This is a genomic window from Paraplanobispora takensis, from assembly GCF_016863195.1.
GTDB lineage: Bacteria > Actinomycetota > Actinomycetes > Streptosporangiales > Streptosporangiaceae > Planobispora > Planobispora takensis.
Map to the genome: position 1 here is coordinate 157,494 of NZ_BOOK01000004.1, position 25,797 is coordinate 183,290.

Annotated in this window: 25 protein-coding genes; 12 read left to right on the forward strand and 13 right to left on the reverse strand. The window is 72.2% G+C overall.

Annotated elements, in window-relative coordinates; genetic code table 11:
• Position 1 precedes the first annotated feature (1 nt).
• The 4 genes from Pta02_RS03300 to Pta02_RS03315 are packed head-to-tail and all read left to right on the forward strand — an operon-like array spanning position 2 to position 3,767.
• Positions 2 to 220 (forward strand): MbtH family protein, encoded by a 219-nt coding sequence (locus Pta02_RS03300; protein WP_203873135.1) that lies wholly within the window; start codon positions 2 to 4, stop codon positions 218 to 220.
• A complete protein-coding gene (locus tag Pta02_RS03305) occupies positions 213 to 452 on the forward strand; it encodes an acyl carrier protein (RefSeq protein ID WP_203873136.1) in 240 nt (79 codons plus the stop codon). The genes Pta02_RS03300 and Pta02_RS03305 overlap by 8 nt, the downstream gene beginning before the upstream one ends.
• Positions 449 to 1,828: a condensation domain-containing protein gene (locus tag Pta02_RS03310; RefSeq protein WP_203873137.1), complete on the forward strand. Its 1,380-nt coding sequence runs from the start codon at positions 449 to 451 to the stop codon at positions 1,826 to 1,828. Before Pta02_RS03305 ends, Pta02_RS03310 begins: the two co-directional genes overlap by 4 nt.
• Before the next feature lie 49 nt (positions 1,829 to 1,877).
• On the forward strand, positions 1,878 to 3,767 hold the full coding sequence (locus tag Pta02_RS03315) for a N,N-dimethylformamidase beta subunit family domain-containing protein (protein WP_203873138.1): 1,890 nt from the start codon (positions 1,878 to 1,880) through the stop codon (positions 3,765 to 3,767).
• Here the strand turns inward: Pta02_RS03315 and Pta02_RS03320 are convergent.
• Both Pta02_RS03320 and Pta02_RS03325 read right to left on the reverse strand, forming a co-directional pair.
• On the reverse strand, positions 3,724 to 4,356 hold the full coding sequence (locus tag Pta02_RS03320) for a M15 family metallopeptidase (protein ID WP_239129450.1): 633 nt from the start codon (positions 4,354 to 4,356) through the stop codon (positions 3,724 to 3,726). The genes Pta02_RS03315 and Pta02_RS03320 overlap by 44 nt on opposite strands.
• 23 nt (positions 4,357 to 4,379) lie before the next feature.
• On the reverse strand, positions 4,380 to 5,540 hold the full coding sequence (locus tag Pta02_RS03325; RefSeq protein WP_203873140.1) for an ROK family transcriptional regulator: 1,161 nt from the start codon (positions 5,538 to 5,540) through the stop codon (positions 4,380 to 4,382).
• Between the two features lie 209 nt (positions 5,541 to 5,749).
• Here Pta02_RS03325 and Pta02_RS03330 point away from each other — a divergent pair, with 209 nt between their 5' ends.
• The 4 genes from Pta02_RS03330 to Pta02_RS03345 all read left to right on the forward strand — a co-directional run bounded on the left by Pta02_RS03330 (position 5,750) and on the right by Pta02_RS03345 (position 10,544).
• Complete coding sequence (locus Pta02_RS03330) at positions 5,750 to 7,072, forward strand: extracellular solute-binding protein (protein ID WP_203873141.1); 1,323 nt, start codon at positions 5,750 to 5,752, stop codon at positions 7,070 to 7,072.
• 2 nt (positions 7,073 to 7,074) lie between these two features.
• Positions 7,075 to 8,085, forward strand: a complete 1,011-nt coding sequence (locus tag Pta02_RS03335; protein WP_203873142.1) for a carbohydrate ABC transporter permease — start codon at positions 7,075 to 7,077, stop codon at positions 8,083 to 8,085.
• Positions 8,086 to 8,138: 53 nt separating this feature from the next.
• Complete coding sequence (locus tag Pta02_RS03340; RefSeq protein WP_203873333.1) at positions 8,139 to 8,990, forward strand: carbohydrate ABC transporter permease; 852 nt, start codon at positions 8,139 to 8,141, stop codon at positions 8,988 to 8,990.
• Positions 8,991 to 9,089: 99 nt separating this feature from the next.
• Entirely contained in the window at positions 9,090 to 10,544 is a 1,455-nt protein-coding gene (locus Pta02_RS03345) for a glycoside hydrolase family 3 protein (protein ID WP_203873143.1), read from the forward strand.
• A gap of 133 nt (positions 10,545 to 10,677) precedes the next feature.
• Here Pta02_RS03345 and Pta02_RS03350 read toward each other — a convergent pair whose 3' ends face one another.
• Positions 10,678 to 11,856, reverse strand: a complete 1,179-nt coding sequence (locus Pta02_RS03350) for an ROK family transcriptional regulator (protein WP_203873144.1) — start codon at positions 11,854 to 11,856, stop codon at positions 10,678 to 10,680.
• A 260-nt stretch (positions 11,857 to 12,116) separates the two neighbouring features.
• Between Pta02_RS03350 and Pta02_RS03355 the strand changes: the two genes are divergently transcribed.
• Positions 12,117 to 12,566 carry an RrF2 family transcriptional regulator gene (locus tag Pta02_RS03355; protein ID WP_203873145.1) on the forward strand — a complete coding sequence of 150 codons (450 nt, stop codon included), beginning with the start codon at positions 12,117 to 12,119 and terminating at the stop codon, positions 12,564 to 12,566.
• 96 nt (positions 12,567 to 12,662) lie between these two features.
• Entirely contained in the window at positions 12,663 to 13,451 is a 789-nt protein-coding gene (locus Pta02_RS03360; protein WP_203873146.1) for an Fpg/Nei family DNA glycosylase, read from the forward strand.
• Between the two features lie 79 nt (positions 13,452 to 13,530).
• Here Pta02_RS03360 and Pta02_RS03365 read toward each other — a convergent pair whose 3' ends face one another.
• The 6 genes from Pta02_RS03365 to Pta02_RS03390 all read right to left on the reverse strand — a co-directional run bounded on the left by Pta02_RS03365 (position 13,531) and on the right by Pta02_RS03390 (position 20,209).
• A complete protein-coding gene (locus Pta02_RS03365; RefSeq protein ID WP_203873147.1) occupies positions 13,531 to 13,926 on the reverse strand; it encodes a helix-turn-helix domain-containing protein in 396 nt (131 codons plus the stop codon).
• A gap of 207 nt (positions 13,927 to 14,133) precedes the next feature.
• Entirely contained in the window at positions 14,134 to 14,640 is a 507-nt protein-coding gene (locus tag Pta02_RS03370) for a CinA family protein (RefSeq protein ID WP_203873148.1), read from the reverse strand.
• Complete coding sequence (gene pgsA / locus Pta02_RS03375; RefSeq protein ID WP_203873149.1) at positions 14,637 to 15,245, reverse strand: CDP-diacylglycerol--glycerol-3-phosphate 3-phosphatidyltransferase; 609 nt, start codon at positions 15,243 to 15,245, stop codon at positions 14,637 to 14,639. The genes Pta02_RS03370 and pgsA overlap by 4 nt, the downstream gene beginning before the upstream one ends.
• Positions 15,246 to 15,270: 25 nt before the next feature.
• Positions 15,271 to 16,680 carry a 30S ribosomal protein S12 methylthiotransferase RimO gene (gene rimO, locus Pta02_RS03380; protein ID WP_203873150.1) on the reverse strand — a complete coding sequence of 470 codons (1,410 nt, stop codon included), beginning with the start codon at positions 16,678 to 16,680 and terminating at the stop codon, positions 15,271 to 15,273.
• Positions 16,681 to 16,753: 73 nt separating this feature from the next.
• Positions 16,754 to 17,587, reverse strand: coding sequence for a helix-turn-helix domain-containing protein (locus tag Pta02_RS03385; protein WP_203873151.1), 834 nt, complete (start codon positions 17,585 to 17,587; stop codon positions 16,754 to 16,756).
• An 81-nt stretch (positions 17,588 to 17,668) separates the two neighbouring features.
• Positions 17,669 to 20,209, reverse strand: coding sequence for a DNA translocase FtsK (locus tag Pta02_RS03390; protein ID WP_203873152.1), 2,541 nt, complete (start codon positions 20,207 to 20,209; stop codon positions 17,669 to 17,671).
• 271 nt (positions 20,210 to 20,480) lie between these two features.
• Between Pta02_RS03390 and Pta02_RS03395 the strand changes: the two genes are divergently transcribed.
• Complete coding sequence (locus Pta02_RS03395) at positions 20,481 to 21,977, forward strand: sodium:solute symporter family protein (RefSeq protein WP_203873153.1); 1,497 nt, start codon at positions 20,481 to 20,483, stop codon at positions 21,975 to 21,977.
• A gap of 87 nt (positions 21,978 to 22,064) precedes the next feature.
• Here Pta02_RS03395 and Pta02_RS03400 read toward each other — a convergent pair whose 3' ends face one another.
• A complete protein-coding gene (locus Pta02_RS03400) occupies positions 22,065 to 22,250 on the reverse strand; it encodes a tautomerase family protein (protein ID WP_203873154.1) in 186 nt (61 codons plus the stop codon).
• Between the two features lie 51 nt (positions 22,251 to 22,301).
• Here Pta02_RS03400 and Pta02_RS03405 point away from each other — a divergent pair, with 51 nt between their 5' ends.
• Positions 22,302 to 23,234, forward strand: coding sequence for a sugar kinase (locus Pta02_RS03405; RefSeq protein WP_203873155.1), 933 nt, complete (start codon positions 22,302 to 22,304; stop codon positions 23,232 to 23,234).
• 103 nt (positions 23,235 to 23,337) lie between these two features.
• On the opposite strand, the gene Pta02_RS03410 is transcribed toward Pta02_RS03405, so the two are convergent.
• Genes Pta02_RS03410 through kduI form a run of 3 tightly spaced genes read right to left on the reverse strand, consistent with a single transcriptional unit; the run spans position 23,338 to position 25,678 of the window.
• Positions 23,338 to 24,102: an IclR family transcriptional regulator gene (locus tag Pta02_RS03410; RefSeq protein WP_203873156.1), complete on the reverse strand. Its 765-nt coding sequence runs from the start codon at positions 24,100 to 24,102 to the stop codon at positions 23,338 to 23,340.
• A gap of 17 nt (positions 24,103 to 24,119) precedes the next feature.
• A complete protein-coding gene (locus Pta02_RS03415) occupies positions 24,120 to 24,875 on the reverse strand; it encodes an SDR family oxidoreductase (RefSeq protein WP_203873157.1) in 756 nt (251 codons plus the stop codon).
• On the reverse strand, positions 24,875 to 25,678 hold the full coding sequence (gene kduI / locus Pta02_RS03420) for a 5-dehydro-4-deoxy-D-glucuronate isomerase (RefSeq protein ID WP_203873158.1): 804 nt from the start codon (positions 25,676 to 25,678) through the stop codon (positions 24,875 to 24,877). The genes Pta02_RS03415 and kduI overlap by 1 nt, the downstream gene beginning before the upstream one ends.
• Positions 25,679 to 25,797 lie beyond the last annotated feature (119 nt).

The following is a 25,797-nucleotide window of genomic DNA, read 5'->3' on the forward strand; positions in this document are numbered from 1 at the left end:
GATGAGCCACCTCGTCGTGGTCAACCACGAGGAGCAGTATTCGATCTGGCCGGCCGACCGGGAGCTGCCGTCCGGCTGGCGCGCGGAGGGCACCGCCGGCGACCGGCAGGAGTGCCTGGACCACATCGAGCGGGTCTGGACGGACCTGCGCCCGCTCAGCGCGAGAGGGGCCGGCGGGCCCGCGGCCCCGACGAACCCGGAGGGAACGCCCGATGCTTAGGGAACGACTGGCCGCGATGGTGGCCTCGGCCTCCGACGGGGCGGTCACCGCCCGGGAGGCCATGGAGGCCACGGTGCCGCTGTCGGCGCTGGGGGTCACCTCCCTGGCGCAGATGCGGCTGATCGACGCGGTGGAGAGCGAGTTCGGCATCGAGTTCGACCTCTCCCGCACCGGGGCCGGCGTGCTGGAGGACCTGGACGCCCTGGAGCGCTACGTCACCGGGGCGGCGTGATGGAGATCCGCTTCTCCGGGGGCCGGTCGGGGACGGCCCCGCTGACCTGGGGTCAGCGGGCCATCTGGGACACCGTCCGCAAGACCGCGCCGGACGACCGCTACTTCAACTTCGGCCGGATCCTGCCGGTGCCCGGACGGGCCGGGCCGCTGAGCCCGGAGCGGGCCGCGGAGATGCTCGGCGCCCTGGTGGAGCGGCACGAGTCGCTGCGGACCCTGATGGACGCGGACGGCTCGGGGACCCCTGCGGGCGCGGCCGGCTCGGGGGCGCGGATCCTGGACTGCGCGGAGCCGTACCAGGCGCTGCGGGACGCCGGCACGATCCCGCTCACCGTCGCCGCCGGCGACCCCGGGCGGCTGCTGGAGGAGCTGACCGCGACCGCCTTCGACTACGCCGCCGAGTGGCCGCTGCGGGCCGGGCTGGTGGTCGACGGCGGCGAGGTGACCCACATCGTGCTCGCCTTCTGCCACCTGGCCACCGACGGACTGGGCGCCGAGGTCGCCGTGCGCGACCTGCGGCTGCTGCTGATGCGCGGCGCCGTACCCGGCCCGCCCCCGCCGCAGCCGCTGGACCTGGCCCGCTGGCAGGAGTCGGGGCCCGGCCGGCGGGTGGCGCAGATCGCCGCCGAGCACTGGGAGGGCGAGTACCGGCGCATCCCGCCGACCATGTTCGACCGCCCCTCGGGCGAGGCCGCGGACCCGCCGGTGTGGCGGGCCAAGCTGGTGTCGCGGGCGATGGACCTGGCCGTCCAGCGCATCGCCGCCCTGCACGCCACGAGCACCTCGACAGTGCTGCTGGCCTTCTCCTCCCGGCTGGTGTCCGGCGTGACCGGGCACGGGGTGTGCGCGATGCTGCCGATCGTGGGCAACCGCTTCCGCGGCGACACCGTGAACGCGGTCACCACCCTGTCCCAGGAGGGACTGTTCGTCCTCGACTCCGGCCGCACGGATCCCGGGGACACCTCCGGGCTGCTGCGGGAGGCCCGGCCGGCCGCGCTGCGCGCCTACCGCTCCGCCTACCACGACCCCCGCGACCGCGACCGGCTGACGGCGGCGGTGGGCCTGGAACGCGGCACGGCCGTCCACCCCTACTGCTGCTTCAACGACATGCGCTTCACCGACCGCGCCGACGCCTCCCACGACGAGCGGGCGGTACGGCGGGCGCTGGACGAGACCACGCTGACCTGGCCGCTCAGCCAGGACCGGCTCAACTGCCGGTTCTGCCTGCACCTGACCGCCGAGCCCGGCGGGCTGGGGGTCTCGGTGACCGCCGACACCCGCTTCCTGTCCCGGCCGGCCATGGAGCGCTATCTGCTCGACCTGGAGTCGGCGCTGGTGACGGCGGCCTTCCAGCAGGTGCCGGAGCTCGTCGGTTGACCTCCTCGCCGCGGCCCCGGCCGCGGGCCTCTACGTCGAAGGGGACGCGATGACCGTCTACGCCTACGCCGAGTCCACCTCCCGCGCCCAGGGCGAACGGCTCGCATTCCACCTGGCCCACACCTCGCGGGCGCCGCTGCAGGGCCTGGTGCGCGTCGAGGACGTCGCCTCCGGCCGGGGCGTGCTCGACGCGGAGTTCGACGGCCCCCTGTGGAACCTGGACATCCCCGCCGAGTGGGCCAGCTCGCTCTACCGGGCCGTCTTCACCTCAGGCGAGGACTCCGGCGAGGACGGCGGCGAGGTGTACTTCGCGGTGCGGGCGGCCCGGCCGAGCTCGCCGATCCTGCTGTCGATCCCGTTCCCGACCTGGCAGGCCTACAACCGGGCCGGGATCCCCGGCGAGTCGCTCTACTGGAGCGAGGAGCCCACCCGCGCCGCGCGCGTCTCCTTCGACCGGCCGGGCGGCGGCCCGCCGCCGGAGCGCTGGGAGGAGGGCATGATCCGCTGGCTCGGGCCCGCCGGGTACCGGGTGGACTACTGCTCGGGGCTGGACCTGCACGAGGGCGGGGAGCTGCTGTCCGGCTACCGCCTGCTGGTGGTCAACGGCCACGACGAGTACTGGTCGGCGGGCATGCGCGACGCCGTCGAGGAGTTCGTCCGCCGGGGCGGCAACCTCGCGGTCTTCTCCGGCAACACCTGCTGGTGGCAGTTCCGGCTGGAGGACGGCGGGCGCACCATGGTCTGCCACCGCGACGCCGTCGCCGACCCCCTGTCGGCGGTGGAGCCGGGCCTGACCACCGTCGAGTGGTCCGGCTCCCCGGTCGACCGGCCGGAGAACGCGATGATCGGGGTGAGCTTCCGGCGGGGCGCGGGGACGTGGGGACCGTACATGCAGCGCATGCACGAGGAGTCCTACGTCGTGCGCTTCCCGGAGCACTGGGCGTTCGCGGGGACCGGGCTGGGCGAGGGCGACAAGTTCGGCCAGGGCGCGATCGGCTACGAGACCGACGCGTGCGACTTCGCCGAGGTCGACGGGGTCCCGCTGGCCACCGGCCGCGACGGCACTCCCCCCTCCTTCGTCATCCTGGCCACCGCCGACCTGCGCCACTGGCACCGGTACGGCCAGGGCGGCATGGCCACCATGGGCGTCATGCGCCTGGGCGCCGGGACGGTGTTCAACGCCGCCACCGTGAACTGGGGCAACGCCCTGCACGCTCCGGCCGTGGACCGGATCACCCGCAACGTATTGGACCGGCTCTCCGCGCCGATCCGCGGCTGGGAGGTGATCGGGACGGCGGACTCGCCGCGCGCGCTGGCCGTCCTGGGCACGACCCTGTACGGCGTGGGCCGGGACGGCTCGCTGCTGGCGCGCGAGGTCTGCGGGCAGAACCTGCGCTGGCGGCACGTGGGGACCGCCCCCGGGGTGATCGCCCTGGCGGTGCCCCGCGAGGCGACCGTCACCCGGCCCATCGGCCTGTACGGCCTGACCGAGGAGGGCCGCCTGGTCCTGCGCGAGCCCGACGGCTCGTGGACCGCGCTCGGCCAGGCACCCCCCGGCGCGGACGGCCTGGCCACGACCAACGGGGTGATGTTCGCCTCCACCGGCGAGACCCTGTGGCACCTGCCCGCCGAGGGCGGCTCCTGGACACCGGTGGACACCGCCCCGGGCGTGGTGGCCCTCACCGCCGCCAACGGCCGCCTCTACGCCGTGGACGCGGCCGGCCGCGTGCGCACCCGCCTGCCGCTGGCCGCCGCCGAGCCGTGGACGGACCTGTGCGACGCCGGCGGCGCCACCGTCCTGACGGCCCACGCCGGACGGCTGATCGGCACGGCCCCCGACCTGCCTCTCTCCTGGCGCCCCTGCGCGCCCGACCCGGGCCCCGTCCCGCCCGGGATCACCCCTGCCGGGGACCGTAGTGAGCCGCGGGAGCGCGGGTGACCATGGCCCAGTAGCGGTCGCCGTAGGACCAGTGCCACCACTCGGTGGGATAGTTGACCAGGCCCGCGTGCTCCAGGACCGCGCCGAGGAGCTTGCGGTGGTGACGGGCCTCGGCCGACAGGCCGGGGGCCGCGGTGTAGCAGGCGCCGTTGCTCTGCTCGGGGGTGGCGTTGACGGCGGTGCCCATGTCGACCTCGGCGCCGTCCTCGGTGCACAGGGTCAGGTCCACCGCCGCGCCCGCGGTGTGCGGGGCGACCTCCACGGGTGAGACGTACCGGCTGGCCGCCTCGCGCAGTTCGTCGGGCGATATCCCGGGGAACGTCTCCCGCAGGAACGCCGAGTATTCCTCGAAGATCTTCCGCTGCGCGGCGAGCGGGCGGTAGCCCTCCACGACCAGCAGCCGGTAGCCGGACGGGAGCTGCGCCTGCGCCTGCTCCAGCCGCTCCACCAGCCCCTGCCGCAGCAGCGCGAAGGCGCCCTCGGGGTCGGCCAGCCGGTCGTCGGCCCGCAGCCGCCCCCGGATGTCGATCAGTGGCTCTTCGTTCTCCTCGATCGGAATCGAGACGACTTGGGGGTCAGAGATCAACACGATTTCCCGCATATAGGCCATTGTCACACCGTGTCGGAGAACACTTCCTCGCGGGCCCGCTGGAGCGCCGAGACCAGGGCCCCGTGCAGGACGGGGTCGCCCTCGACCTCGGTGGTCACCACCCGGGGCTGGCTCGGGCAGACCCGGGCCACCGCCTCCTCGACCCTGGTCGCGAGGGCCTCGGCGCCGGCCCGGCCGACGTCGCCGCCGAGCACGATCAACTCGGGGTCCAGGACCACGGCCACCGCCGCCACGCCGACCGCCAGCCGCCCGGCGAGCTCGTCGAGGAAGCCCTCGGACCCGGCGGCCACGGCCGCGCGGACCCGGTCGCCCACCGACTCGCCGGCGACGCCGTACGCGCCCGCCAGGCCGGTGACGGCGTCCCCGCCGACCAGCCGCTGGAAGGAGCCCGACTGGGGCTCGCTCACGTCGGTCGGCAGCGGCTCGCCGGGGACCGGCAGCCAGCCGATCTCGCCCGCGCCGCCGGTGAAACCGCGGTGCAGGCGCCCGCCGAGCATGACCCCCAGGCCCTGGCCGACTCCGGCCCACACGAGCACGAAGTCGTCCATGCCCCGGGCGGCGCCGTGGGAGCGCTCGGCCAGCGCGGCCAGGTTCACGTCGTTCTCGATCGTCACCGGGATGCCCAGTTCGCGGCGGAGCTCGGCCAGCACCCCCTCGTGCCAGGAGGGCAGGTCGAAGGAGAAGCGCATGTCGCCGGTCCGGGGGTCGACGACGCCCCGGGCGCCGATCACGAAGGCGCGCAGCCGGGAGAGATCGATGCCCGCCGTCGCGCAGGCCTTCTCCACGACGCCGCGCACCAGCCGTACCGGGTCCTCGTGACCGGTGGGGTCGGCGAAGACCTCGGCGACGAGTTCGCCGGTGATGTCGGCGATCCCCGCGCTGATCCGGTCCGGCAGGACGTCGAGGCCGGCGACGTAGGCGCAGGAAGGCACCACGCCGTAAAGTGCGGCATTGGGACCGCGACCGCCGGCCTGCTCACCGACCACCGAGACCAGGGCCCGCTCCTCCAGCCGGGACAGCAGCTGGCCCGCCGTGACCTTGGACAGGCCGGTATGCTCTCCCAGCTCAGCCCGGGTCAACGGGCCGCTGGCGAGCAGGAGCTCCAGCGCCGCGCGGTCGTTGAGCTGGCGCAGCAGCCTGGGCGTTCCCGGACGTCGTGGCACGATCGGCCTCCCCCGTCACGATCCGCTAACGATCGTTTCTTTTAAGAAAGTTTCTTGTTAGTTTAGCCGCAGGCAGTCCGGCGGCAAGTAATCGAACCCCGGTACTGCGATAGCGCCGACCGCTCCTAGTGAGTGCAGAGGGTCGCGGGGACCCGAGCCGATACAGATGAGCGCGAACCCGACGAAAGCCGGGAAGGGAGAACCCCACAGTGAAGATCGCAAGGATCGCCGTTACGACGGCCACCACCGCCGCTCTGGCCCTGGGCCTCGCAGCCTGCGGTTCCAGCGAGCCCACCGAGACCGCGCCCAAGGCCGACGCCTCGGCCGCCGGCCCGAAGTTCGCGGGCGAGACGCTCACCATGTGGCGTCTCGGTGACAGCAACCCGGCCGCCCAGAAGTACACCGACGCGCTGGTCGCCGCCTTCGAGAAGCAGACCGGCGCGAAGGTCAAGGTCGAGTGGATCCCCTGGCCCCAGGTGAACGACAAGTTCACCGCCGCCGCCGCGGGCGGCGCCGGCCCGGACGTCACCGAGATCGGCAACGACCAGGTGCCGCTCTGGCAGAGCCAGGACGCCCTGCACCCGGTCACCCCGGTGCTCGGCGGCGGCGAGCAGGCGGAGATCCCCAAGAACCTGCTCGGCCTGGAGACCATCGACAACGAGATCTACGCCGTGCCGTGGGGCGGCGGCTCCCGCGCCGTCCTCTACCGCAAGGACTGGTTCGAGGACCTCAAGATCGAGATCCCGAAGACCTGGGACGAGCTGGTCGCCGCGGCCAAGAAGATCCAGGAGGAGAAGGGCAAGGACGTCGACGGCTTCGCCTTCAACGGCGGCTCCGACGCCAACCACCTCCTCGGCGCGCTCGCCTGGACCGAGGGCGGCGACTACGCCGTCAAGGAGGGCGACAAGTGGGTCGGCAAGGTGACCGACCCCGCCTTCAAGAACGGCTTCGCCACCTACACGAGCCTGGTGACCGAGGGCCTGTCCGGTAAGTCCCGCCTGACGCAGAACACCGTGGACATCCGCCGGCGCTTCGCCAACGACAAGGTCGGCATGTACCTGACCGCCGGCTGGGACCTGCCCGGGATCGAGGAGGACAGCAAGGGCAAGCTCAAGGGCGACAAGCTCGGCTTCTTCCCGCTGCCCTCCAAGACCGGCGGCGAGGCCGCGTCCTTCTTCGGCGGCAACGACATCGCCGTCTGGAACGACGCCAAGAACAAGGAGCTCGCGACCGAGTTCGTGAAGCTGGCCACCACCAAGGAGTGGGCGACCCGCTACGCCACCGAGGGCGGCCTGCTGCCGGTCTACCCGGACGCCCTGGCCAAGCTGAGCGAGGACCCGGCCCAGGCTCCGTTCGCGGCGGCCTTCGCCAAGGCCAAGGCCTTCCCGGCCGACCCCAACTGGACCGAGGCCAACGAGACCAAGGCCGTGCTGCAGAACGCGGCCCGCTCGGTCATCGAGGGCAAGGCCACCGCTGACGAGGCCCTGGCCAAGGCCAACACGGAACTCGAAGAGATCCTGAACCAGCAGTAACGATGACGAACACGTCGACGATCGCCCGGGGCGGGGGCAACCTCCCCGCCCCGGAGCGGTCCTCCAAGCGCTCCAGGCGCCAGGCGAAGCCCAGCGGGCTCCCCGGCTGGGTGATCCCGTATGTCCTGATCGTTCCCGGCCTCCTGGTCATCGCGGGCCTGCTGCTCTACCCGCTGATCCAGATGATCATCATCTCCTTCCAGAAGGTGGGACTGCGCCAGATCCGCGGCGTCCCCGCCGACTGGGTCGGCGGGGACAACTACACGCAGGTCCTCGACAACGAGATCTTCTGGTCCTCCCTCCGCAACACCGTGCTGTTCGCCGTCGTCACGGTGACCCTGACCCTGGTCCTGGGCACCGCGGTGGGCACGCTGCTCAACAAGCTGAGCAAGCGGATGTCCGCACTCGTGATCGTCGGCATCATGTCCGCCTGGGCGGTCCCGCCGGTGGCCCAGGGCGTCATCTGGCGCTGGCTCTTCGACGCCGACGCGGGAATGATCAACTGGGGGCTCAACCTGCTCCCCGACTGGTTCTCCGAGATGCTGTTCGGCCGCTCCGACTGGACCGGGGAGCCCTGGCTCAACGACCCGCTCAGCCTCTACATCGCACTGATCGTCTGCGTCGTGTGGGCCTCGTTCCCGTTCATCGCGGTCTCGGTGCTGGCCGGGCTCAAGGGCATCCCCTCCGAGCTGTACGAGGCGGCCAGGGTCGACGGCTCCGGCGCCTGGCGGACCTTCAGGAAGATCACCCTGCCGCTGCTCAAGCCGGTCTTCTCGGTGCTGACGATCCTGTCGATCATCTGGAACTTCAAGGTCTTCAGCCAGCTGTACGTGCTGATGAACGGGCCGACCAACCGGGAGGCCTTCAACCTGTCGATGTTCTCCTTCGCCGAGGCATTCCGGAGCCCGCCCAAGATGGGCACCGGCGCGGCGATCGCGGTGATCCTGACGGTGCTGCTGCTCATCGTCACCGCCGTCTACATCCGGCAGATCGTGAAGACGGAGGAGCTGTGACGACCTCGCTCGCCCCCCGGACCGCAGCCCGCCGGCAGCCCTCCCCCTCCGGGATGAGCCCGCTGGCCCGCAAGCGGCTGTCCAGGGCGGCCCTCAACACCGCCGGTGTGCTGGTCTTCCTGTTCGCGATCTTCCCGGTCTACTGGATGGTCTCCACCGCGTTCAAGACCAACGACCAGATCTTCACCACCGACTTCATCCCCATCCCCAGAGAGCTCACCTTCGAGCACGTCGAGCGGATCCTCACCGAGGGCGTGGCCGGCAACTCCATCTGGGTCTACATGCGCAACAGCGCGATCGTCGCGCTGGGCACCGTGCTCATCGGCGCGGTCTTCGCGCTGCTGGCCGCCACCGCCATCGCGCGGTTCCGGTTCCGGGGGCGCACCAGCTTCCTGATCCTGCTCCTCATCGTCCAGATGATCCCGGCCGAGGCCCTGCTCATCCCGCTCTTCCTCAACGTCAAGCGGCTCGGCCTCTACGACAGCCTGCTGGGCCTGATCGTGATCAACGTCGGTCTGACCCTGCCGTTCGGCGTCTGGATGCTGCGCACGTTCGTCGCCGCGGTGCCCAAGTCGCTGGAGGAGGCGGCCTGGATCGACGGCGCGAGCCGGTTCACGACCTTCTGGAAGGTCCTGTTCCCGCTCGTGGCCCCCGGCCTGGTCGCGACCAGCATCTTCTCCTTCATCACCGCGTGGAACGAGCTGGTCTTCGCGCTGATCCTGATGTCGGACTCCTCCGGCTACACGATGCCTGTCGCCCTGCAGTTCTTCTTCGGGCAGCGGGGCGTCGACTGGGGCGCCATCATGGCCGGCTCCACGATGATGACCATCCCGGTCGTCGTCTTCTTCCTTCTGGTGCAGCGGCGGATGGTCACCGGCCTCGTCGCGGGCGCCGTCAAGGGCTGACCCCCCTGGCGCTGGTACGGCCCGCGCTCACGAGGCGCGGGCCGTACCAGCCCTGCCCGCATTCCCCTATTCCCTACAGGTAAGGAGCGCTGCAGCGCCATGTCCGAGCTCACCACGGACCCCAGCGAGCGGGGGCTGTACCGCCTGGCGGCCGGCACGCTTCTCGTCGCCTTCCAGGGGACCACCGCTCCCGACTGGGTCATGCGAGGGCTGGAGAACGGTCTCGGCGGCGTCACCCTGTTCGGCTTCAACGTCGCCGACCCCGCCCAGTTGTCCGCTCTGACCGCGAGCCTGCGCGCGGCCGGCGACCCGGTCATCTCGCTGGACGAGGAGGGCGGCGACGTCACCCGGCTCGCCTACCACGTGGGCAGCCCCTACCCCGGCAACGCCGCCCTGGGCGCCGTGGACGACGTCGAGCTGACCCGCAACGTCTACCGCTCCATCGCCGACGACCTGGCACGCTGCGGCATCAACCTGGACATGGCCCCCGACGCCGACGTCAACACCGCCGACGACAACCCGGTGATCGGCACCCGCTCCTTCGGCTCCGACGCCGGGCTCGTCGCCCGGCACACCGTCGCCGCCGTGCACGGCCTGCAGGCCGCGGGCGTGGCCGCCTGCGTCAAGCACTTCCCCGGCCACGGCGCCACCCGCCAGGACTCCCACCTGGAGGTCCCCCTCGTCGAGGCCACCATGGACCTGCTGCACGAGCGCGAGCTCGTGCCCTTCCGCGCCGCCATCGAGGCAGGCACGAAGTCCGTCATGACCGCGCACGTCCGGGTGCCGGCCCTGACCGGCGACCTTCCCGCGACGCTCTCGCCCGCCGCCCTGACCGGCCTGCTCCGGGGCGAGCTGGGCTACGACGGCGTCGTGGTCTCCGACGCCCTGGACATGAAGGCGATCACCGACTCCTACGGCCTGGCCGGCGGCGCGGTGCTGTCCCTGGCGGCGGGGACCGACCTGCTGTGCCTGGGACCGATCCCCACCGAGTCCGACGTCCAGGAGATCATCACCGGCATCGTCGGCGCGGTCCGGGACGGCCGCCTGCCCGTCTCCCGCCTGGAGGAGGCCGCCGAGCGCGTGGCCCGCCTGCGCGCCTGGTTCGCCGAGCCCCGGCAGGTCTCCGCCGGGGAGAGCGTGATCGGCCTGACCGCCGCCCGGCGCGCGGTCACCCTGACCGGCTCGGCCTCCCCCCTGGTCGATCCCCTGGTGGTCGAGGTCGACACCCCGCCGACCATCGCGGTCGGCGACGTGCCGTGGGGCTTCACCCCCTGGCTCTCCCAGGCCGAGGTCATCCGGGTCAAGCCGGAGGGCGCCGACGTCGCGGCCATCCTGGAGCGCGCCGGCGGCCGCTCCCTGATCGTGGTCGTCAAGGACGCCCACCGCTACGAGGCCAGCCAGTCGGTGGTCTCCGCGCTGCTGACCGCCCGCCCCGACACCACGGTGGTGGAGATGGGCCTGCCGATCTGGCGCCCGGAGGCCGCCGCCTATCTCGCCACCTACGGCGCCGCCCGCGCCAACGCCCAGGCCGCCGCCGAACTCCTCGGCGTCTGACCGCCCCTCCCGGGAGCACGCGCCGCCCGTTCACCGAGGCCGCGTGCTCCCGGGACGCGACGGCCGTCCGGCGCACCCGCGGGGCGCCGTACCCGTCCGCCCCAGCCCGTGCTCCCGGAGCGGCGGGCCCGCGTCAGGAGGCGAAGATCTCCTCGCGGGCCTGCTCCAGAGCCGCCAGGACGGCCCCGCGCAGGACCGGGTTGCCGTCCACCTCGCTGGGCACCACCTGCGGGCGCACCGGGCAGATGCGGGCCACGGCCTCCTCGATCCGACCGGTGAGCACGCTCCCGCCCGCCTGGCTGACCTCTCCGGCGAGCACGACCAAGCCGGGGTCGAGCACCACGCACACCGACGCCACGCCCAGCGCCAGCCTGCCCGCGATGTCGTCCAGCAGGGGCTCGCCGCGCTCGCCCGCGCCGACCGCGGCGGCCACGCACTCGGCCGCGTTGCGCCCGGCGAAGCCGTACGAGGCGGCCAGCTCGGTCACCGTCTCGGCGCTCACCAGCGACTGCAGGCCGCCCGCCAGGGAGGGCAGCCGCCCGGGTACGGCCCGCACGTCGGCCGCCAGCGGCACCCCCGGCACCGGGAGGTAGCCGATCTCACCGGCGCTGCCGGAGCGGCCGCGGTGCAGCCGCCCGCCGAGCACCACGCCCAGGCCGATGCCGCGGCCCACCCACAGCAGCACGAAGTCGTCGGCGTCGCGGGCGGCCCCGAGGGTGCGCTCGGCGACGGCGACGAGGTTCACGTCGTTCTCGATCTTCACGTCGCGGCGCAGGTCGCGGGCGAGCGCCTCGTGGATGCCCTCGTGCCAGCCCGGCAGGTCGAAGGAGAAGCGCACGTCGCCGGTGCGCGGGTCGACCACGCCGGGCGTGCCGATCACGACCGCCCGCAGCTTGGAGAGCGCAACCTTGGCCGACCGGCAGGCCTTGACCACCGCGTTGTGCACGACCGCGACCGGGTCGTCGTGCTCGTCCGGCGCGACGGTCGCCTCGGCGACGATGTCCCCCCGGATGTCGGCCACGGCGGTGGTGACGAACTCCGGGCCGACGTCCAGCCCGGCCACGTAGGCGGAGGAGGAGACGATGCCGTACAGCGCCGCGTTGGGCCCTCTGCCCCCCGCCTGCTCGCCGGCCACCTCGACCAGCCCCCGCTCCTCCAGGCGGGCCAGCGTCTGCGACGCCGTCACCTTGGACAGGCCGGTGAGCTCCCCGATCTGACCCCGCGTCAACGGCCCGGAGGCGAGCAGCAGTTCCAGGGCGGCCCGGTCGTTGATCTCTCGCAGCAGCCTGGGCACGCCAGGACGTCGCTCCATGTATTTAAGCTCTCTTGTTCGCCGTTTCCCCGTCACCGTGACGATCAGGCTGAATAACGATCCCATCCATTTAACAAAGCTTCCAGAAGCTTAGCGCGAGGACGCGAATTCCCGAGAGTCCATGGGAGCGCTCCCGTGGCCGGTGGGAGCACCTTTCCGTTCTCCGCCGGGGGGCGTGCCGGTCATCCGGCGGATGAACGGGCCCGCGAACGGCGGACCACGCGCCCGAGCAGTGGGCGGAAGCCGGGATAATCGATCGTATGCGCCTATCCGCTCGTGTCGACTATGCCCTGCGCGCCGCAGCCGAGCTCGCGGCCGCCGGCGACGGCCCAACCACCGTGGGCGAGCTCGCCAAGGAGCAGGACATGCCGCCCAAGTACCTGGAGAACATCCTGCTCCAGATGCGCCGCGCCGGCCTGGTGCGGGGTCAGCGCGGCCCCGAGGGCGGCTACGTGCTGGCCAGGCCCGCCACGGAGATCACTCTGGCCGACGTGATCCGGGCCGTGGACGGCCCGCTGGCCAACGTGCGGGGCGAGCGCCCCGAGCACGTCGGCTACCGCGGGCCCGCCGAGTCGCTGCAGCAGGTCTGGATCGCGCTGCGCGCCAGCGAGCGGGCCATCCTGGAGGAGGTCACGCTCGACAGCGTGGCCACCGGCACGCTCCCCTCCCGGGTCCGCCAGCTCGCCTCCGACCCCGCCGCCTGGGACTAGGACCCCCGGCGGACGCCGTACACACACCGCTTGGGAGTCCGCCCCGCCGTCCGGGGACCGGCCCGCGCTCCGGGCACCGGCCTATACGCTGATCGCATGCCCGAAGGCGACGTCGTCTACCGCACCGCGGGGCGGCTCGGCCGGGCGCTGGACGGCCGGCCCCTGACCCGTTCGGACTTCCGCGTGCCCCGCTACGCCACCGCCGACCTGACCGGCAGGACCGTGCTGGAGACCGTCTCGCGGGGCAAGCACCTGCTCACCCGCGTCGAGGGCGGCCTGACCGTGCACACCCACCTGCGCATGGAGGGCTCCTGGCGCATGGCGCCCGCGGGACGCCGGACCCCGGTCGGCGACCGCGGCGACCTGGTCCGGCTGATCCTCGCCAACGCCGAGTGGCAGGCCGTGGGCGTACGGCTGGGCATGGTGGACCTGCTCGGAACCGACCAGGAGGACCGGGTCGTCGGCCACCTCGGTCCCGACCTGCTGGGGCCCGATTGGGATCCGGAGGAGGCCGTACGGCGGCTGCTGGCCCAGCCCGGCCGGACCGTCGGGGAGGCGCTGCTCGACCAGCGGAACCTGGCGGGCATCGGCACCATCTACCGGGCCGAGACGTTGTTCCTGTCGAAGGTCTCGCCGTGGCGGCCGGTGGAGGCCGTGGAGGACGTGAGAGGGCTGGTGGAGATCGCGCGCAGGTTGCTGGAGGCGAACAAGGAGCGGGTCGAGCGGACGACCACCGGTGATCTGCGCCCGGGACGGGACATGTGGGTCTACGGGAGGGCGGGACGGCCCTGCCTGCGATGCGGGGGCAGGATCAGCCGCGGGGAGATGGGGCCGCAGCCACAGGAACGGCTGATCCACTGGTGCCGCCGCTGCCAGCCTGAGTGACGGCCCGGGGCGTCGGCGCGCACGGTCGGGAGACCGCCCGCCGGCCCTCGGCGGGGGCGGGAGGGGACGCGGGCCGCCGTCAGGCGGCGACCATGTCCTTGACGTCCGGGGTGTGCTCGATGGGCGGGACGACGGCCCGGAAGCCCTCGAACGCGTCCTCGGGAAGGGATCCCGGCACGGTCTCGGCGATGGGCAGACGCTCCCGCTCGGGCACGTCGGCCAGCACCGGCGCGTGCTGGAGCTCGGCCAGCGCGAACTGGTCGGACACCTCACGGAGCACCTGGGACAACGGCACGCCCAGCGCACCGCAGATCGACGCGAGCAGCTCGGACGAAGCCTCCTTCTGACCGCGCTCCACCTCGGACAGATAGCCGAGGGAGACCCGAGCCAGTGTGGAGACCTCACGCAAGGTGCGACCCTGCCGCACCCGCAGCCGCCGCAGCACGTCACCGAGCAGCTGACGCAGCAGGACCATCTGTCGCTCCCTCCCCGGCGCGGACGCCTTCACGACGCCCCGCGCGGCCGGTTCGTGCCGCCCGTTCTTCGAACGCGACCCTTCGTACATTCGCCTCGCCGTCATCATCGCTTGACGCTGCCCTCACTCACAGATCCACCGTACCCGCATCGACCGACACCGCGGCAGACCGTCGTGAGCATGTTCGCTGGGGACGTAACGCGGTAATCATCCTGAATGTTCCCCAGAGTTCGACTCCAGAACATCTCCGAGCAGATCCACCGCCTCATCCACGGTCCGCTCCCGGATCTGCGCGCGCGTCCCACCGAGGTCCACATCCCGGTGCCATACCCGCCCGCCCGGGCCGCTAACGGCCAGGTGAACGGTACCGACCGGTTTTCCGTCCTGCGGGTCGGGCCCGGCCACCCCGGTGGCCGCCAGGCCGTAGGTGGCGCCGGTGAGCTCGCGCACCCCGGTCGCCATCGCCGCGGCGACCTGGGGGTGCACCGCCCCCTCGCGCTCCAGCAGATCGGCGGGGACGCCGAGCAGGCGCCGCTTGAGCTCGGTGGCGTAGGACAGGACGCCGCCCACGAAGGCCGCGGAGGCGCCCGGCGGGCCGGTCAGCGCCGCACCGATCATCCCGGCCGTCAGCGACTCGGCCGTCGCCACCGTCTCGCCCCGGCGGACGAGCAGCGCGAGCACCCGGGCGGCGGCGGGAGACGGGCCGGGGTTCACCGCTCGGCCCGCGCCCGTCTGGCCACCTGCCGCAGCTTGATCGCCCGTACCACGTAGTCGATCCCGGTGCCGACGGTCACCAGGACCGCCGCGCCCATGGTGATCCAGCGGACCAGGTCGGGCACCCCGGGCCACATGTAGAAGGTGATGGCGAGGATCTGCAGGACGGTCTTGACCTTGCCGCCGTAACTGGCCGGGATGACGCCGTGCCGCAGGACCGCGAAGCGCAGCAGCGTGACGCCGAGCTCCCTGCCGATGATCACCGCGGTCGCCCACCACGTCAGCTCGCCCAGGATCGACAGGCTGATCAGGGCGGTGCCGATGAGCGCCTTGTCGGCGATCGGGTCGGCGATCTTCCCGAAGTCGGTGACCAGGCCGTAGCGGCGCGCCAGCTCGCCGTCCAGGAGATCGGTCAGCGAGGCCGCCAGGAAGACCGCCAGCGCGGTGACCCGCCAGCCGGTGCCCGGCAGGAACAGGCAGACCGCGAAGAACGGAACCATCGCCAGTCGTAGCACCGTCACGACGTTGGCGATGTTCCACGCGCTCACCTTGGGGCTCGCGATCGCCGGCGTCACGTCGGTGCCGGTCTCTGGCGTGTTGGTCATACGCTCTCCCGGCCCGGCGGCGCGCTCATGGTGCGACCTTGATGCGTGCGATCAGGTCGACCCCCTCGGAGTCGACGACCACGGCCCGGACGATCTGCCCGGGGACCAGCCCGATGCCCTGCACCGTGACGGAGCCGTCGACCTCGGGCCCCTGGTGGGCCGCGCGGCCCTCGTAGCCGCCGTCGCCGAGGTCCTCCTCGATGAGGACGTCGACCTCGGTGCCGATCCGCTCCTCGGCCCGCTGGGCCATGAGCTCCTCGGCCAGCTCGGTGAGGGCGGCCACGCGGGCGTCCACGGTCTCCTGGTCCAGCTTGCCGGGCAGCGTCGCGGCCTCGGTGCCCTCCTCGTCGGAGTAGCCGAAGACGCCGATCACGTCGAGCCTGGCCTCCTGCAGGAAGTCGACCAGCTCGGCGAACTCCTCCTCCGTCTCGCCGGGGAAGCCGACGATGAAGTTGGAGCGCACACCCGCCTCGGGGACCAGGGCCCGGATGCTCTCCAGCAGGCCCAGGAAGCGCCTGGGGTCGCCGAAACGGCGCATCCGGCGCAGCACGGAGCCGCTGGCGTGCTGGAAGGACAGGTCGAAGTACGGTGCCACGCCCTCGGTGGTGGCGATCACCTCCAGCAGGCCCGGGCGGAGCTCGGCCGGCTGCAGGTAGCTGACCCGCACCCGCTCGATCCCCTCGACCGCGGCCAGGGAGGGCAGCAGCTTCTCCAGGGCCCGCAGGTCGCCGAGGTCCTTGCCGTAGGAGGTGGAGTTCTCGCTGACCAGCACGAGCTCCCTGACGCCCTGCGTGGCCAGCCAGGCGGCCTCGGCCAGCAGTTCCTCGGGGCCGCGCGAGACGTAGGCGCCGCGGAAGGCGGGGATGGCGCAGAAGGTGCAGCGCCGGTCGCAGCCGGAGGCCAGCTTCAGCGAGGCCACCGGCCCGTCGCCCAGGCGCTTGCGCAGCGGCCTGGGCCCGCTGGCCGGGGCGAGGCCCTCGGGCAGCTCGCCGTGGCCGGGGATGCTGGCCTTGGGGGCCGCGGCACGCTCGACCGGCGAGATGGGCAGCAGCGTCCGGCGGTCGCGCGGGCTGTGCGGGACCAGCGGCCGGCCCGCCAGCACGTCGTCCAGGCGCGTGCCGATCTCGGTGTAGTCGTCGAAGGAGATGACGGCCGCGGCCTCGGGCAGGGCGTCGGCGAGCTGGTCACCGTACCGCTCGGCCATGCAGCCCGCAGCGACCACCTTGGCCCCGGAGTCGGCAGCGGCGAGCAGCGTGTCGATGGAGTCCTTTTTCGCTGAGTCGATGAAGCCACAGGTGTTGACGACGATGACATCGGGGTCGTCGTCGCCCAGCTGCCAGCCGGCAGCCTCAAGCCGCGCGGCGAGCTCCTCGGAGTCGACCTCGTTGCGCGCGCAGCCCAGTGTGATCAGCGATGCGGTTCGGCGGGATGACATGGTGAACACTACGGTATCGGGAGTTGGCCACTACCCGATGCACCTCCCCCGCTCCAGCCTCCCGCCCGGGAGCTCAGCCGGTCTTCGCGGAGGCCTTGTAGTAACGCTGGACACGCTGTCCCGAGCGGCCGGGCGAACCCACGTCCTTGCCGTTCACCTGCAGGGAGACCGCTCCCGCGTCGCCGAAGGTGACCCGCACCCCCGTCTTGGCCTTCCACACGGAGGTTTTACCCGCCTTCAGCGTGCCGGCGAACAGCCGGCGCCCCTTGGCGTCCCTGATGTGGAGTCGGGAGGAGCGTTCGGCCTTCACCTCGAGCACGACCGTGTCACCGCGGCTGCCGGCCGCCAGGGCGGTCGCCTGGCGCGGCTGCTCCGGCGCCAGGGCCATGGAGGGCGAGGAGGAGGGAGGCGGGATCGAGCTCGCCTGCATCTCCGCCGTGGTGGTGTCCCCGGCCCCGCCCATCGTCTTCACCACTCCGAACACGACGATGACGGCCAGTGCGACCCCCATGGCCATCGACCAGTTGGGCGAGCGGCGGTCACGGATCTTGATGGGCCTCTCCACCTGGAAGACGCTGGCGGCCCGCACCGGCAGCGGCACCCCGCCGTGCAGTTCGTCGAACTCGTGCACCAGGGCCTCGGCGTCCAGGCCGAGGATCGCCGCCAGGTTGCGCACGTGCCCCCGGGCGTAGAAGTCCCCCCCGCACGGGGAGAAGTCGTCCTTCTCGATCGCCTCGATCAGCGTCTCGCGCACGCACGAGCGCGCGCTCAGCTGCTGCACGCTGAGGCCCGCCGCCTGGCGGGCCTCGGCGAGAACGGTGCCGACGCTCTTGCGAGCGTGCCGCGGCTGCGCCGCCCCGTCCCCGTCGTGGTCCTTCTCGCGCCCTTCCGTCCCCGCTTTTCGCACGTATGTACGCCTCCCCCGTCCCCCGACGCTGCGTAGTGACTCCCATTCAAGCAGTAACGGGCGAAAAGGGGGAGAGGGGGGTCATTCTCCGCGTAGGTCGGCGAGCAGACCCGGGAGATCGTCCGGCTTGACCATCACCTCGCGGGCCTTGGACCCCTCGCTCGGGCCGACCACGTTGCGGCTCTCCAGCAGGTCCATCAGGCGGCCCGCCTTGGCGAAGCCCACCCGCAGCTTGCGCTGGAGCATCGAGGTGGATCCGAACTGGGTGGTCACGATGAGCTCGGCGGCCTGGATCAGCAGGTCGAGGTCGTCGCCGATGTCCTCGTCGATCTCCTTCTTGGCGGTGGCCGCCGCGGCGACGTCCTCGCGGTACTCCACCGCCATCTGCGCCTTGCAGTGGGTGACGACCTCCGTGATCTCCTTTTCGGAGACGAAGGCGTTCTGCAGGCGCATGGGCTTGCTCGCGCCCATCGGCAGGAACAGCGCGTCGCCCTGGCCCACCAGCTTCTCGGCGCCCGGCTGGTCCAGGATGACCCGGGAGTCGGCCAGCGAGGAGGTGGCGAAGGCCAGCCGGGAGGGCACGTTGGCCTTGATCAGGCCGGTGACGACGTCCACCGACGGCCGCTGGGTGGCGATCACCAGGTGGATGCCGGCGGCGCGGGCGAGCTGGGTGATGCGCACGATGGAGTCCTCGACGTCGCGCGGGGCGACCATCATCAGGTCGGCCAGCTCGTCGACGATGACCAGCAGATAGGGGTAGGGCTGGTAGACCCGTTCGCTGCCCGGCGGGGGGACCAGCTTGCCCGCGCGCACCGCCTTGTTGAAGTCGTCGACGTGCCGGAACCCGCTGGCCGCCAGGTCGTCGTAGCGGCGGTCCATCTCCCCCACCACCCACTCCAGGGCCTCGGCGGCCTTCTTGGGGTTGGTGATGATCGGCGTGATCAGGTGCGGGATGCCCTCGTAGACGCTGAGCTCCACCCGCTTGGGGTCGACCAGCACCATCCGGACCTCGTCGGGGGTGGCGCGCATCAGGATCGAGGAGATCAGGCCGTTGACGCAGACCGACTTGCCCGCGCCGGTGGCGCCGGCGATGAGCAGGTGCGGCATCTTGGCCAGGTTGGCCACTATCGTGCGGCCCTCGACGTCCTTGCCCAGGCCCACGATCATCGGGTGGTGGTCGGCCTGGGCCACCTGCGAGCGCAGGATGTCGCCGAGCGAGACCAGGTCCTTGTCGGTGTTGGGGATCTCGACGCCGATCGCCGACCGGCCCGGGATGGGCGACAGGATCCGCACGTCGGCCGACTTGACCGCGTAGGCGATGTTCTTGGTGAGCGCCGTCACCTTCTCGACCTTGACCGCCGGGCCCAGCTCGATCTCGTAGCGCGTCACCGTCGGGCCCCGGGTGAAGCCGATCACCTGGGCGTCGATCGAGAACTGCTCCAGCACGCTGGTGAGCGCGTTGACGACGACGGTGTTGGCCTTGGTCTGCGGCTTGGGCGCGCTGCCCGGCCGCAGCAGCTGGGTGTCGGGCAGGGTGTACGGCCCCGCCTGCGGGGAGAGCACGAGCTGCTCGACCTTGCGGGGCGCCGGGGTGGGCGCGGGGGGCTCGCTCCTGCGGGCCGGGGGCTCCTCCTCCGGGTCCACCAGGCCCGGCACGATCTCCGGCGAGTGGTCGGCGAGCTTGTCCGGCGCGTCGGCGATCACGGGCGTGTCGTAGGGCTTGACGCCCTCTCCGCCCTCGCCGCCCTCCTGCGGGTCCCGGCCCGCGCCGCCGGCCTTCCTGCGCGCGGGCCGCCCGGCGGGCGCGCGGGGGGCGCGCGGCGCGACCGGCACGTCCCGGGTGAAGAGCATGTGCCTGATCTCGGCCAGCCGCTCCGGGATGCGGTGCACCGGGGTGGCGGTGATGACCAGCACCCCGAAGCCGGAAAGGAGCAGCAGCAGCGGGATCGTGATGAAGACCGGCAGGATGCTGTCGGGCGGCGCGGAGACGACGAAGCCGATCATGCCGCCCGCGGCCGACACCTTGTCCATGCCGTCGGCGGCGCCGCCCGAGGGGTACGGCGTGCCGTTGGCGACGTGCACGACGCCGAGCACGCCGATCGTGAGGGCGGAGCACCCGATCATCATCCGGCCGGTGTCGGTGTTCTGGTCGGGATGGCGCAGCAGCCGCCAGGCCAGCAGCGCCAGGAAGACGGGGACCAGCCAGGCCAGCGCCCCGAAGACGCCGCGCATGACGGAGCCGACCACCTCGGAGACCGCGCCTGTGGGGGTGCGCCAGGTCATCGCGGCCAGCACGATCGCCCCGGCGATCACGGCCAGGCCCAGGCCGTCGCGGCGGTGCACCGGGTCGAGCTCCCGCGCGTTGCGGCCCAGGGCCCGCGCCGCGCTGCCGATGCCGCCCGCCAGCAGCATCCAGATGCCCACGAAGAGCTTGCCGATCATCGTGAAGACCCAGCCGAGCGGGTCGGGCTGGGCGGTCGCGGGCCTGCGGGCGGGGGGCTTCGGCCGGGCGGCGGAGGGCCGCTTGGCGGAGGCCGTACGGGCCTGGGCGGGCCTCGGACGGCCGGCGGCTCCCTTGCCCGGGGGCTTTCCTTGGGCGCCTTTAGACGTACGGGTGGCCATGGTAGGGAGGCTAGCCACGAGACGGGCGGTTCGCCCGCAGGCACGCCGAGCGGGCGGGAAGATCCCGATTCGGCGGAGGGACTCCGGTGAGGCGGCCGGGCAAGACGTCCGCCCGCCGGACGGAAAGGTCTCGTTCCGGATACGACGGTCATGACCTCACAGGTGGACCGGCCGCACTTTGAGGAGAGGGAAACCGCATTCCGTCCCATGTATTGACATAGCGTTTCATGTAGTAGAACCTCCTTGCCGACAGGACGTTGGGAGGAGACTCATGTCCGTACTCGACTGGTCCGTTCTGGGCGCGTACTTCCTCGTGATGGTCGGCATCGGCGTGTGGTCGAAGAGCCGGATCCGGAACGTGGTCGACTTCTTCACCGCCGGGGGCCGGATCCCCTGGTGGCTGTCCGGCATCTCCCATCACATGTCGGGCTACAGCGCGGTCATGTTCGTGGCGTTCGCGGCGGTCGCCTACAACTACGGCATGGCCATGTATGTCTGGTGGGCCCTGACCATCGGGCTCGGCGTCGGCATCGGCGCGTTCGTCTGGGCGGCCCGGTGGAACCGGCTCCGCTCCAAGCACGGCGTGGCCTCGCCGCTGGAGTATCTGGCCCGGCGCTACAACCTGCCCACCCAGCAGGTGCTGGCCTACAGCGGCGCGTTGCTGAAGGTCGTGGACATCGCGGCCAAGTGGGTGGCGATCGCGGTGCTGCTGCGCGGCTTCGCCGGGATCCCCATCGCCTGGGGCATCCTCATCACCGGGGCCGTCACCCTGGTCTACATCACCGCCGGCGGCCTCTGGGCCGACGTGCTCACCGACTTCGGCCAGTTCGTCATCCAGGGCGTCGCCGGCGTCGCCATGTTCGTCGCGATCATGTCCCACCTGGACGGCGTCCCCACGTTGTGGACCATGTGGGACAAGCTGCCCGAGGGACACGGCGACCCGTTCGCCGGGCCGTACACCACGACGTTCTTCCTGGCCATGCTGTTCATCAAGACCTTCGAGTACAACGGCGGCATGTGGAACCTCGCCCAGCGCTACATGGCCTCGCCCTCGGGCTCGGCGGCCAGGCGCTCGGCGCTGCTGTCCAGCGCGCTGTGGCTCGTCTGGCCGCTGATCCTGTTCATCCCGATGTTCGCCGCCCCGCTCATCGTGCCGGGCCTGGCCGACGCCGAGGAGGCCTACGTACGGCTGGCGCAGACCCTGCTGCCGCAAGGCGTGATCGGGCTGGTGCTCGCGGGCTTCTTCTCCCACACCATGGCCATGGTCGCCTCCGACGCCAACGTGATCTCCTCCGTCGTCACCCGGGACATCGCGCCGGTGCTCGTGCGCAAGGTGCGGGAGCTGTCGGAGCGGGCCGAGCTGACCTTCGCCCGGGTGACGACGTTCACCTTCGTGCTGATCAGCATGCTCATCGCGATCTCCACCGAGGGCCGGGGCGTGGTCCTGAAGATCGTCGTGGATCTCGTCGCGGCCACCATGGGACCGATCTCCATCCCGCTGATGCTCGGCCTGCTGCCGTGGTTCAAGCGGAGCGGACCGACCGCGGCGATCGCCTCCTGGGCGGCGGGGCTGGGCGTGTGGGCCTACATCAAGTGGATCATCGAGTCCAAGGACACCGCGATGGTGGTGGGGGTGCCGCTGGTCACCTCGCTGGTCCTCTACGTGGCGATCGGCCTGCTGAAGCCGGAGAACACCCCGGACCGCGACGCGCTGGTCGACTCGCTCGACACCGACCCCGAGACCGAGCGGGCCGCCGCGCCCGCCTGAACACGCCGGACCTGAACACGCCGAAAGGGGGCCGGGTGACCCGGCCCCCTTTCTCATGCCCCGAAGCCCTGCGAGGCTCTCCCGGGGTTATCTGTCGGACTCCAGAACGCCGCCGTTGGCCACATCGGACTTCTCGATCTCGGTGAAGACGATGCGCACCGCCTCACGGCGGGCCTTCAGCACGTCGACGGCGGCGTCGGTCACCGCGGCCACGAACTCCCTGCGCTGATCCGGGGTCCGCCCCGAGAGCAACTCGACGGTGATGTTCGGCATACTGTCCTCCAGCTCAATGTTGTCGCATAACATGAGACCACATTCCACTACATGAAACAAGGAGCCGCCGTGGACGTGATCGTGCTGGGCGAGCCGCTGGTGGAGTTCTCCGCCGACCGGGCGCTGACGGAGGCCGTGAGCTTCCGCCTGTCCTTCTCCGGCGACGCGCTCAACGCCTCCGTCGCCGCCGCGGCGCAGGAGGCGCGGGTGGCGCTGGTGACCCGCGTCGGCGCCGACGAGTTCGGCGAGCGCCTGACCGGCTTCGCGGCCGCCAGGGGCGTGGACACCCGGTGGATGACCCCCGGCGAGGGCTCCACCGGCGCCTACGCGCTGGGCGCCGACCCCTCGGGCGAGCGGGCCTTCTGCTACATGCGGTACGGCAGCGCCGCCTCGCGCATGGACCGCGGCGACGTCGACCGCTCCCCTGTGGCCACGGCCCGGGTGGTGGTGCTGGGCGGCATCACCGCGGCGCTCTCCGCCTCCTGCGCGGACGCCGTACGGCACGCCGCCGCGACGGCCTCGGGACGGGTCGTCTACGACGCCAACTTCCGCTCCCGCCTGACCACTCCCGAGGCCGGGGCGGCGGTCCTGCGGGACGTCGCGCCGCACGCCGCGGTGGTCAAGATCTCCTCCCCCGGCGACGGGGAGGCGCTGCTCGGCCGTACCGACCCCGGGGAGATCGGGCGCGCCTGCCTGGAGATGGGCGCGGCGGCCGTGGCGGTGACCATGGGCGCCGGGGGGGTGCTGCTGGCCGAGGCGGACGGCGGGACGACCACGATCCCCGCCCATCCCGTCGCCGAGGTGGTCGACCAGACGGGCGCGGGCGACGCCTTCACCGGCGTCATGGCCGCCTGGCTCGCCCGGGGCGAGAGCCTGCCCGACGCGGTCAGAGCGGGGGCCGCCGCGGCCTCGGTCAACCTCACCGGCCGGGGAGGCACCGGCCGCGTCGCCACCCCCGACGAGATCAGGAAGCTGATCGGCTGACCAGCCGCCGGAGGCGCTCCCCCGGGCCGGTGACCGGCAAGCCGGCGGACCGCCGCACAGGCCGGAGGGACCGCCGGCCCTGCGGAGGGCCGGCCCGGCACGGTCAGCGGCCGGCCGCGGGCTGGGGCGCGCCGAGCGCGGCGGAGACCTCGCGGGCGGCCGCCACGACCTCGGGGGCCAGACGCTCCAGCTCCTGCGGGGTCATGTCCATCTTGAGCGCGGAGACGGAGATCCCGCCCAGGACGTGGCCGGTGTGGTCGAAGACCGGGGCGCCCACGCACAGGATCTCGGGCAGGTTCTCCTCCTCGTCGAAGGCGTAGCCCCGCGCGCGGACCTCGGTCAGGTGGGCCAGGAGGCCGTCGACGGTGGTGATCGTGTTGGGGGTCGGCGCGGGCAGCCCGGTGCGGCCGCAGATCGCGCGCACCTCCTCGGCGGGCAGCTGGGCGAGGATCGCCTTGCCGATGGCGGTGCAGTGCAGGCGCAGGCTCATCCCGACGCGCGAGGGCATCTGGTACGGCCGCCGCCCCTCCAGCTTGTCGACGTAGACCGCCTCGTCACCGCTGCGGATCGCGAAGTGCGTGGTGTAGCCGATCTTCTCGTGCAGGGCGCCCAGCGCCCCGGACGCCTGGCGCGCCGGGTCGAACCGGTTCATCACCCGGCCCGCCAGGGTGAGGATGCGCGGGCCGGGCTCGTAGCCCCCGTTGCCGTCCGCCCGCGCGAACCCCCAGTCCACCAGCGACTGCAGGATGCGGTGGACGGTCGACTTCGACACGCCCGTCGCCGCGGCGATGTCGGTCACGCGGTGGTGCTCGGCGAGAGCCTCCAGCACCGCCAGCGCCTTGTCGATGGAACTGCCTTCCCTGACCACGCCCGAAAGCCTAGTGGTCAGCGGGCCAGCCATCCTCCGTCCACCGCCAGCACGTGCCCGTTGACGTAGTCGGAGGCGCCGGAGGCCAGGAAGACCGCGGCGCCCACGAGGTCCCCGGGCACGCCCCACCGGCCGGCGGGGATCCGCCCCCTGATCTCGGTCTCCCTGACCGGGTCGGCGCGCAGCCGCTCGGTGTTGCCGGTGGCGATGTAGCCGGGGGCGATGGCGTTGACCTGCACCCCCGAGGCCGCCCACTCGACGGCCAGCGCCTTGGTCAGCCCCGCCACGGCGTGCTTGGCCGCGGTGTAGCCGGGCACGTTCAGGCCGCCCTGGAAGGAGAGCATCGACGCGATCGTGATGATCTTCCCGGTCCCCCGGGCCAGCATCCCCGCCCCCACGGCCTTGCTGAGCAGGAAGACCGCGTCGAGGTCGACGTCGAGCACCTGGCGGAAGTCGGCGTAGGAGTGCTCGGCGGCGGGCGCCCGGCGGATCACTCCGGCGTTGTTGACGAGCACGTCGATCCTGCCGAGCGCGGCCGCCGCCTCGGGGATCCGGCCGGGCCGCGACAGGTCCAGGACCCACCGGGAGACCTGGCGGCCGGTCTTGCGGACCTCGGCCTCGACCTCGTCGAGGTCGTCGTCGCGCCCGTGCAGCACCATGTCGGCCCCGGCCTCGGCCAGGCCCACGGCCAGCGCCCGGCCGATGCCCGTGCGGGCCCCGGTGACGAGCGCCGTCCTGCCCTCCAGCGAGAACATCTCCCCCGGTGCGGGCATCAGCGCAACTCCCCGATCGCGACCTGCTCCATGTCGTCGTAGGCCTGGTTCTCCCCGCCCATCGCCCACACGAAGGAGTAGCTGCGGGTGCCGAAACCGCAGTGCACCGACCAGGCGGGCGATATCACCGCCTGCCGGTCGGCGACCACCAGGTTGCGGGTCTCCTCGGGGCGCCCCATCAGGTGGATCACCCGCTGGTCCTCGGGGAGGCCGAAGTAGAAGTAGACCTCGGTCCTGCGCTCGTGGGTGTGGCAGGGCATGGTGTTCCACATGCTGCCGGGCTCCAGCACGGTGACGCCGAGCACGAGCCGGCAGCTCCGCACGCCCTTGGCGTGGACGTGCTTGTAGATCGTGCGGTCGTTGGAGCCCTCCGCGCCGCCCAGCCGTACGGGCTCGGCGTCCTCCAGCGTGCTCCTGGCCGTCGGGTGCTCGGTGTGCGCGGGGGTGGAGACGAGGTAGAACGCGCCCTCGTCGAAGGTCACCTCGCGGGCCCCGCGGCCGACGTAGAGACACTCCTTGCCCCCCAGCTCGTACGGCGTGCCGTCCACCGTCACCACGCCCGGCCCGCCCACGTTGACCACGCCCAGCTCGCGCCGCTCCAGGAAGTGCTCCGCACGCAGCGGATCGGGGTTCGGCAGGCGTGCCGGCCCCACCGCCCCGCCCACCACCATCCGGTCCTCGTGCGAGTAGACCAGCCGCACCTCCCCGGGGGCGAACAGGTCCTCCACCAGGAACCGGCCCCGCAGCCACTCGGTCGTCGCCCCCGGGATCTGATCCGGCGCCGTGGCGTGCCGTACCTCCATCGCCCCTCCACGTCCCGCTCGTGTTCCGACGTCGCTTCATGCGCTTCGTTTCATTACACAGAACAAAAAATTGCTACATGAAACATTAGGAGCATACAACGACACCGCCTCCCGGCGCA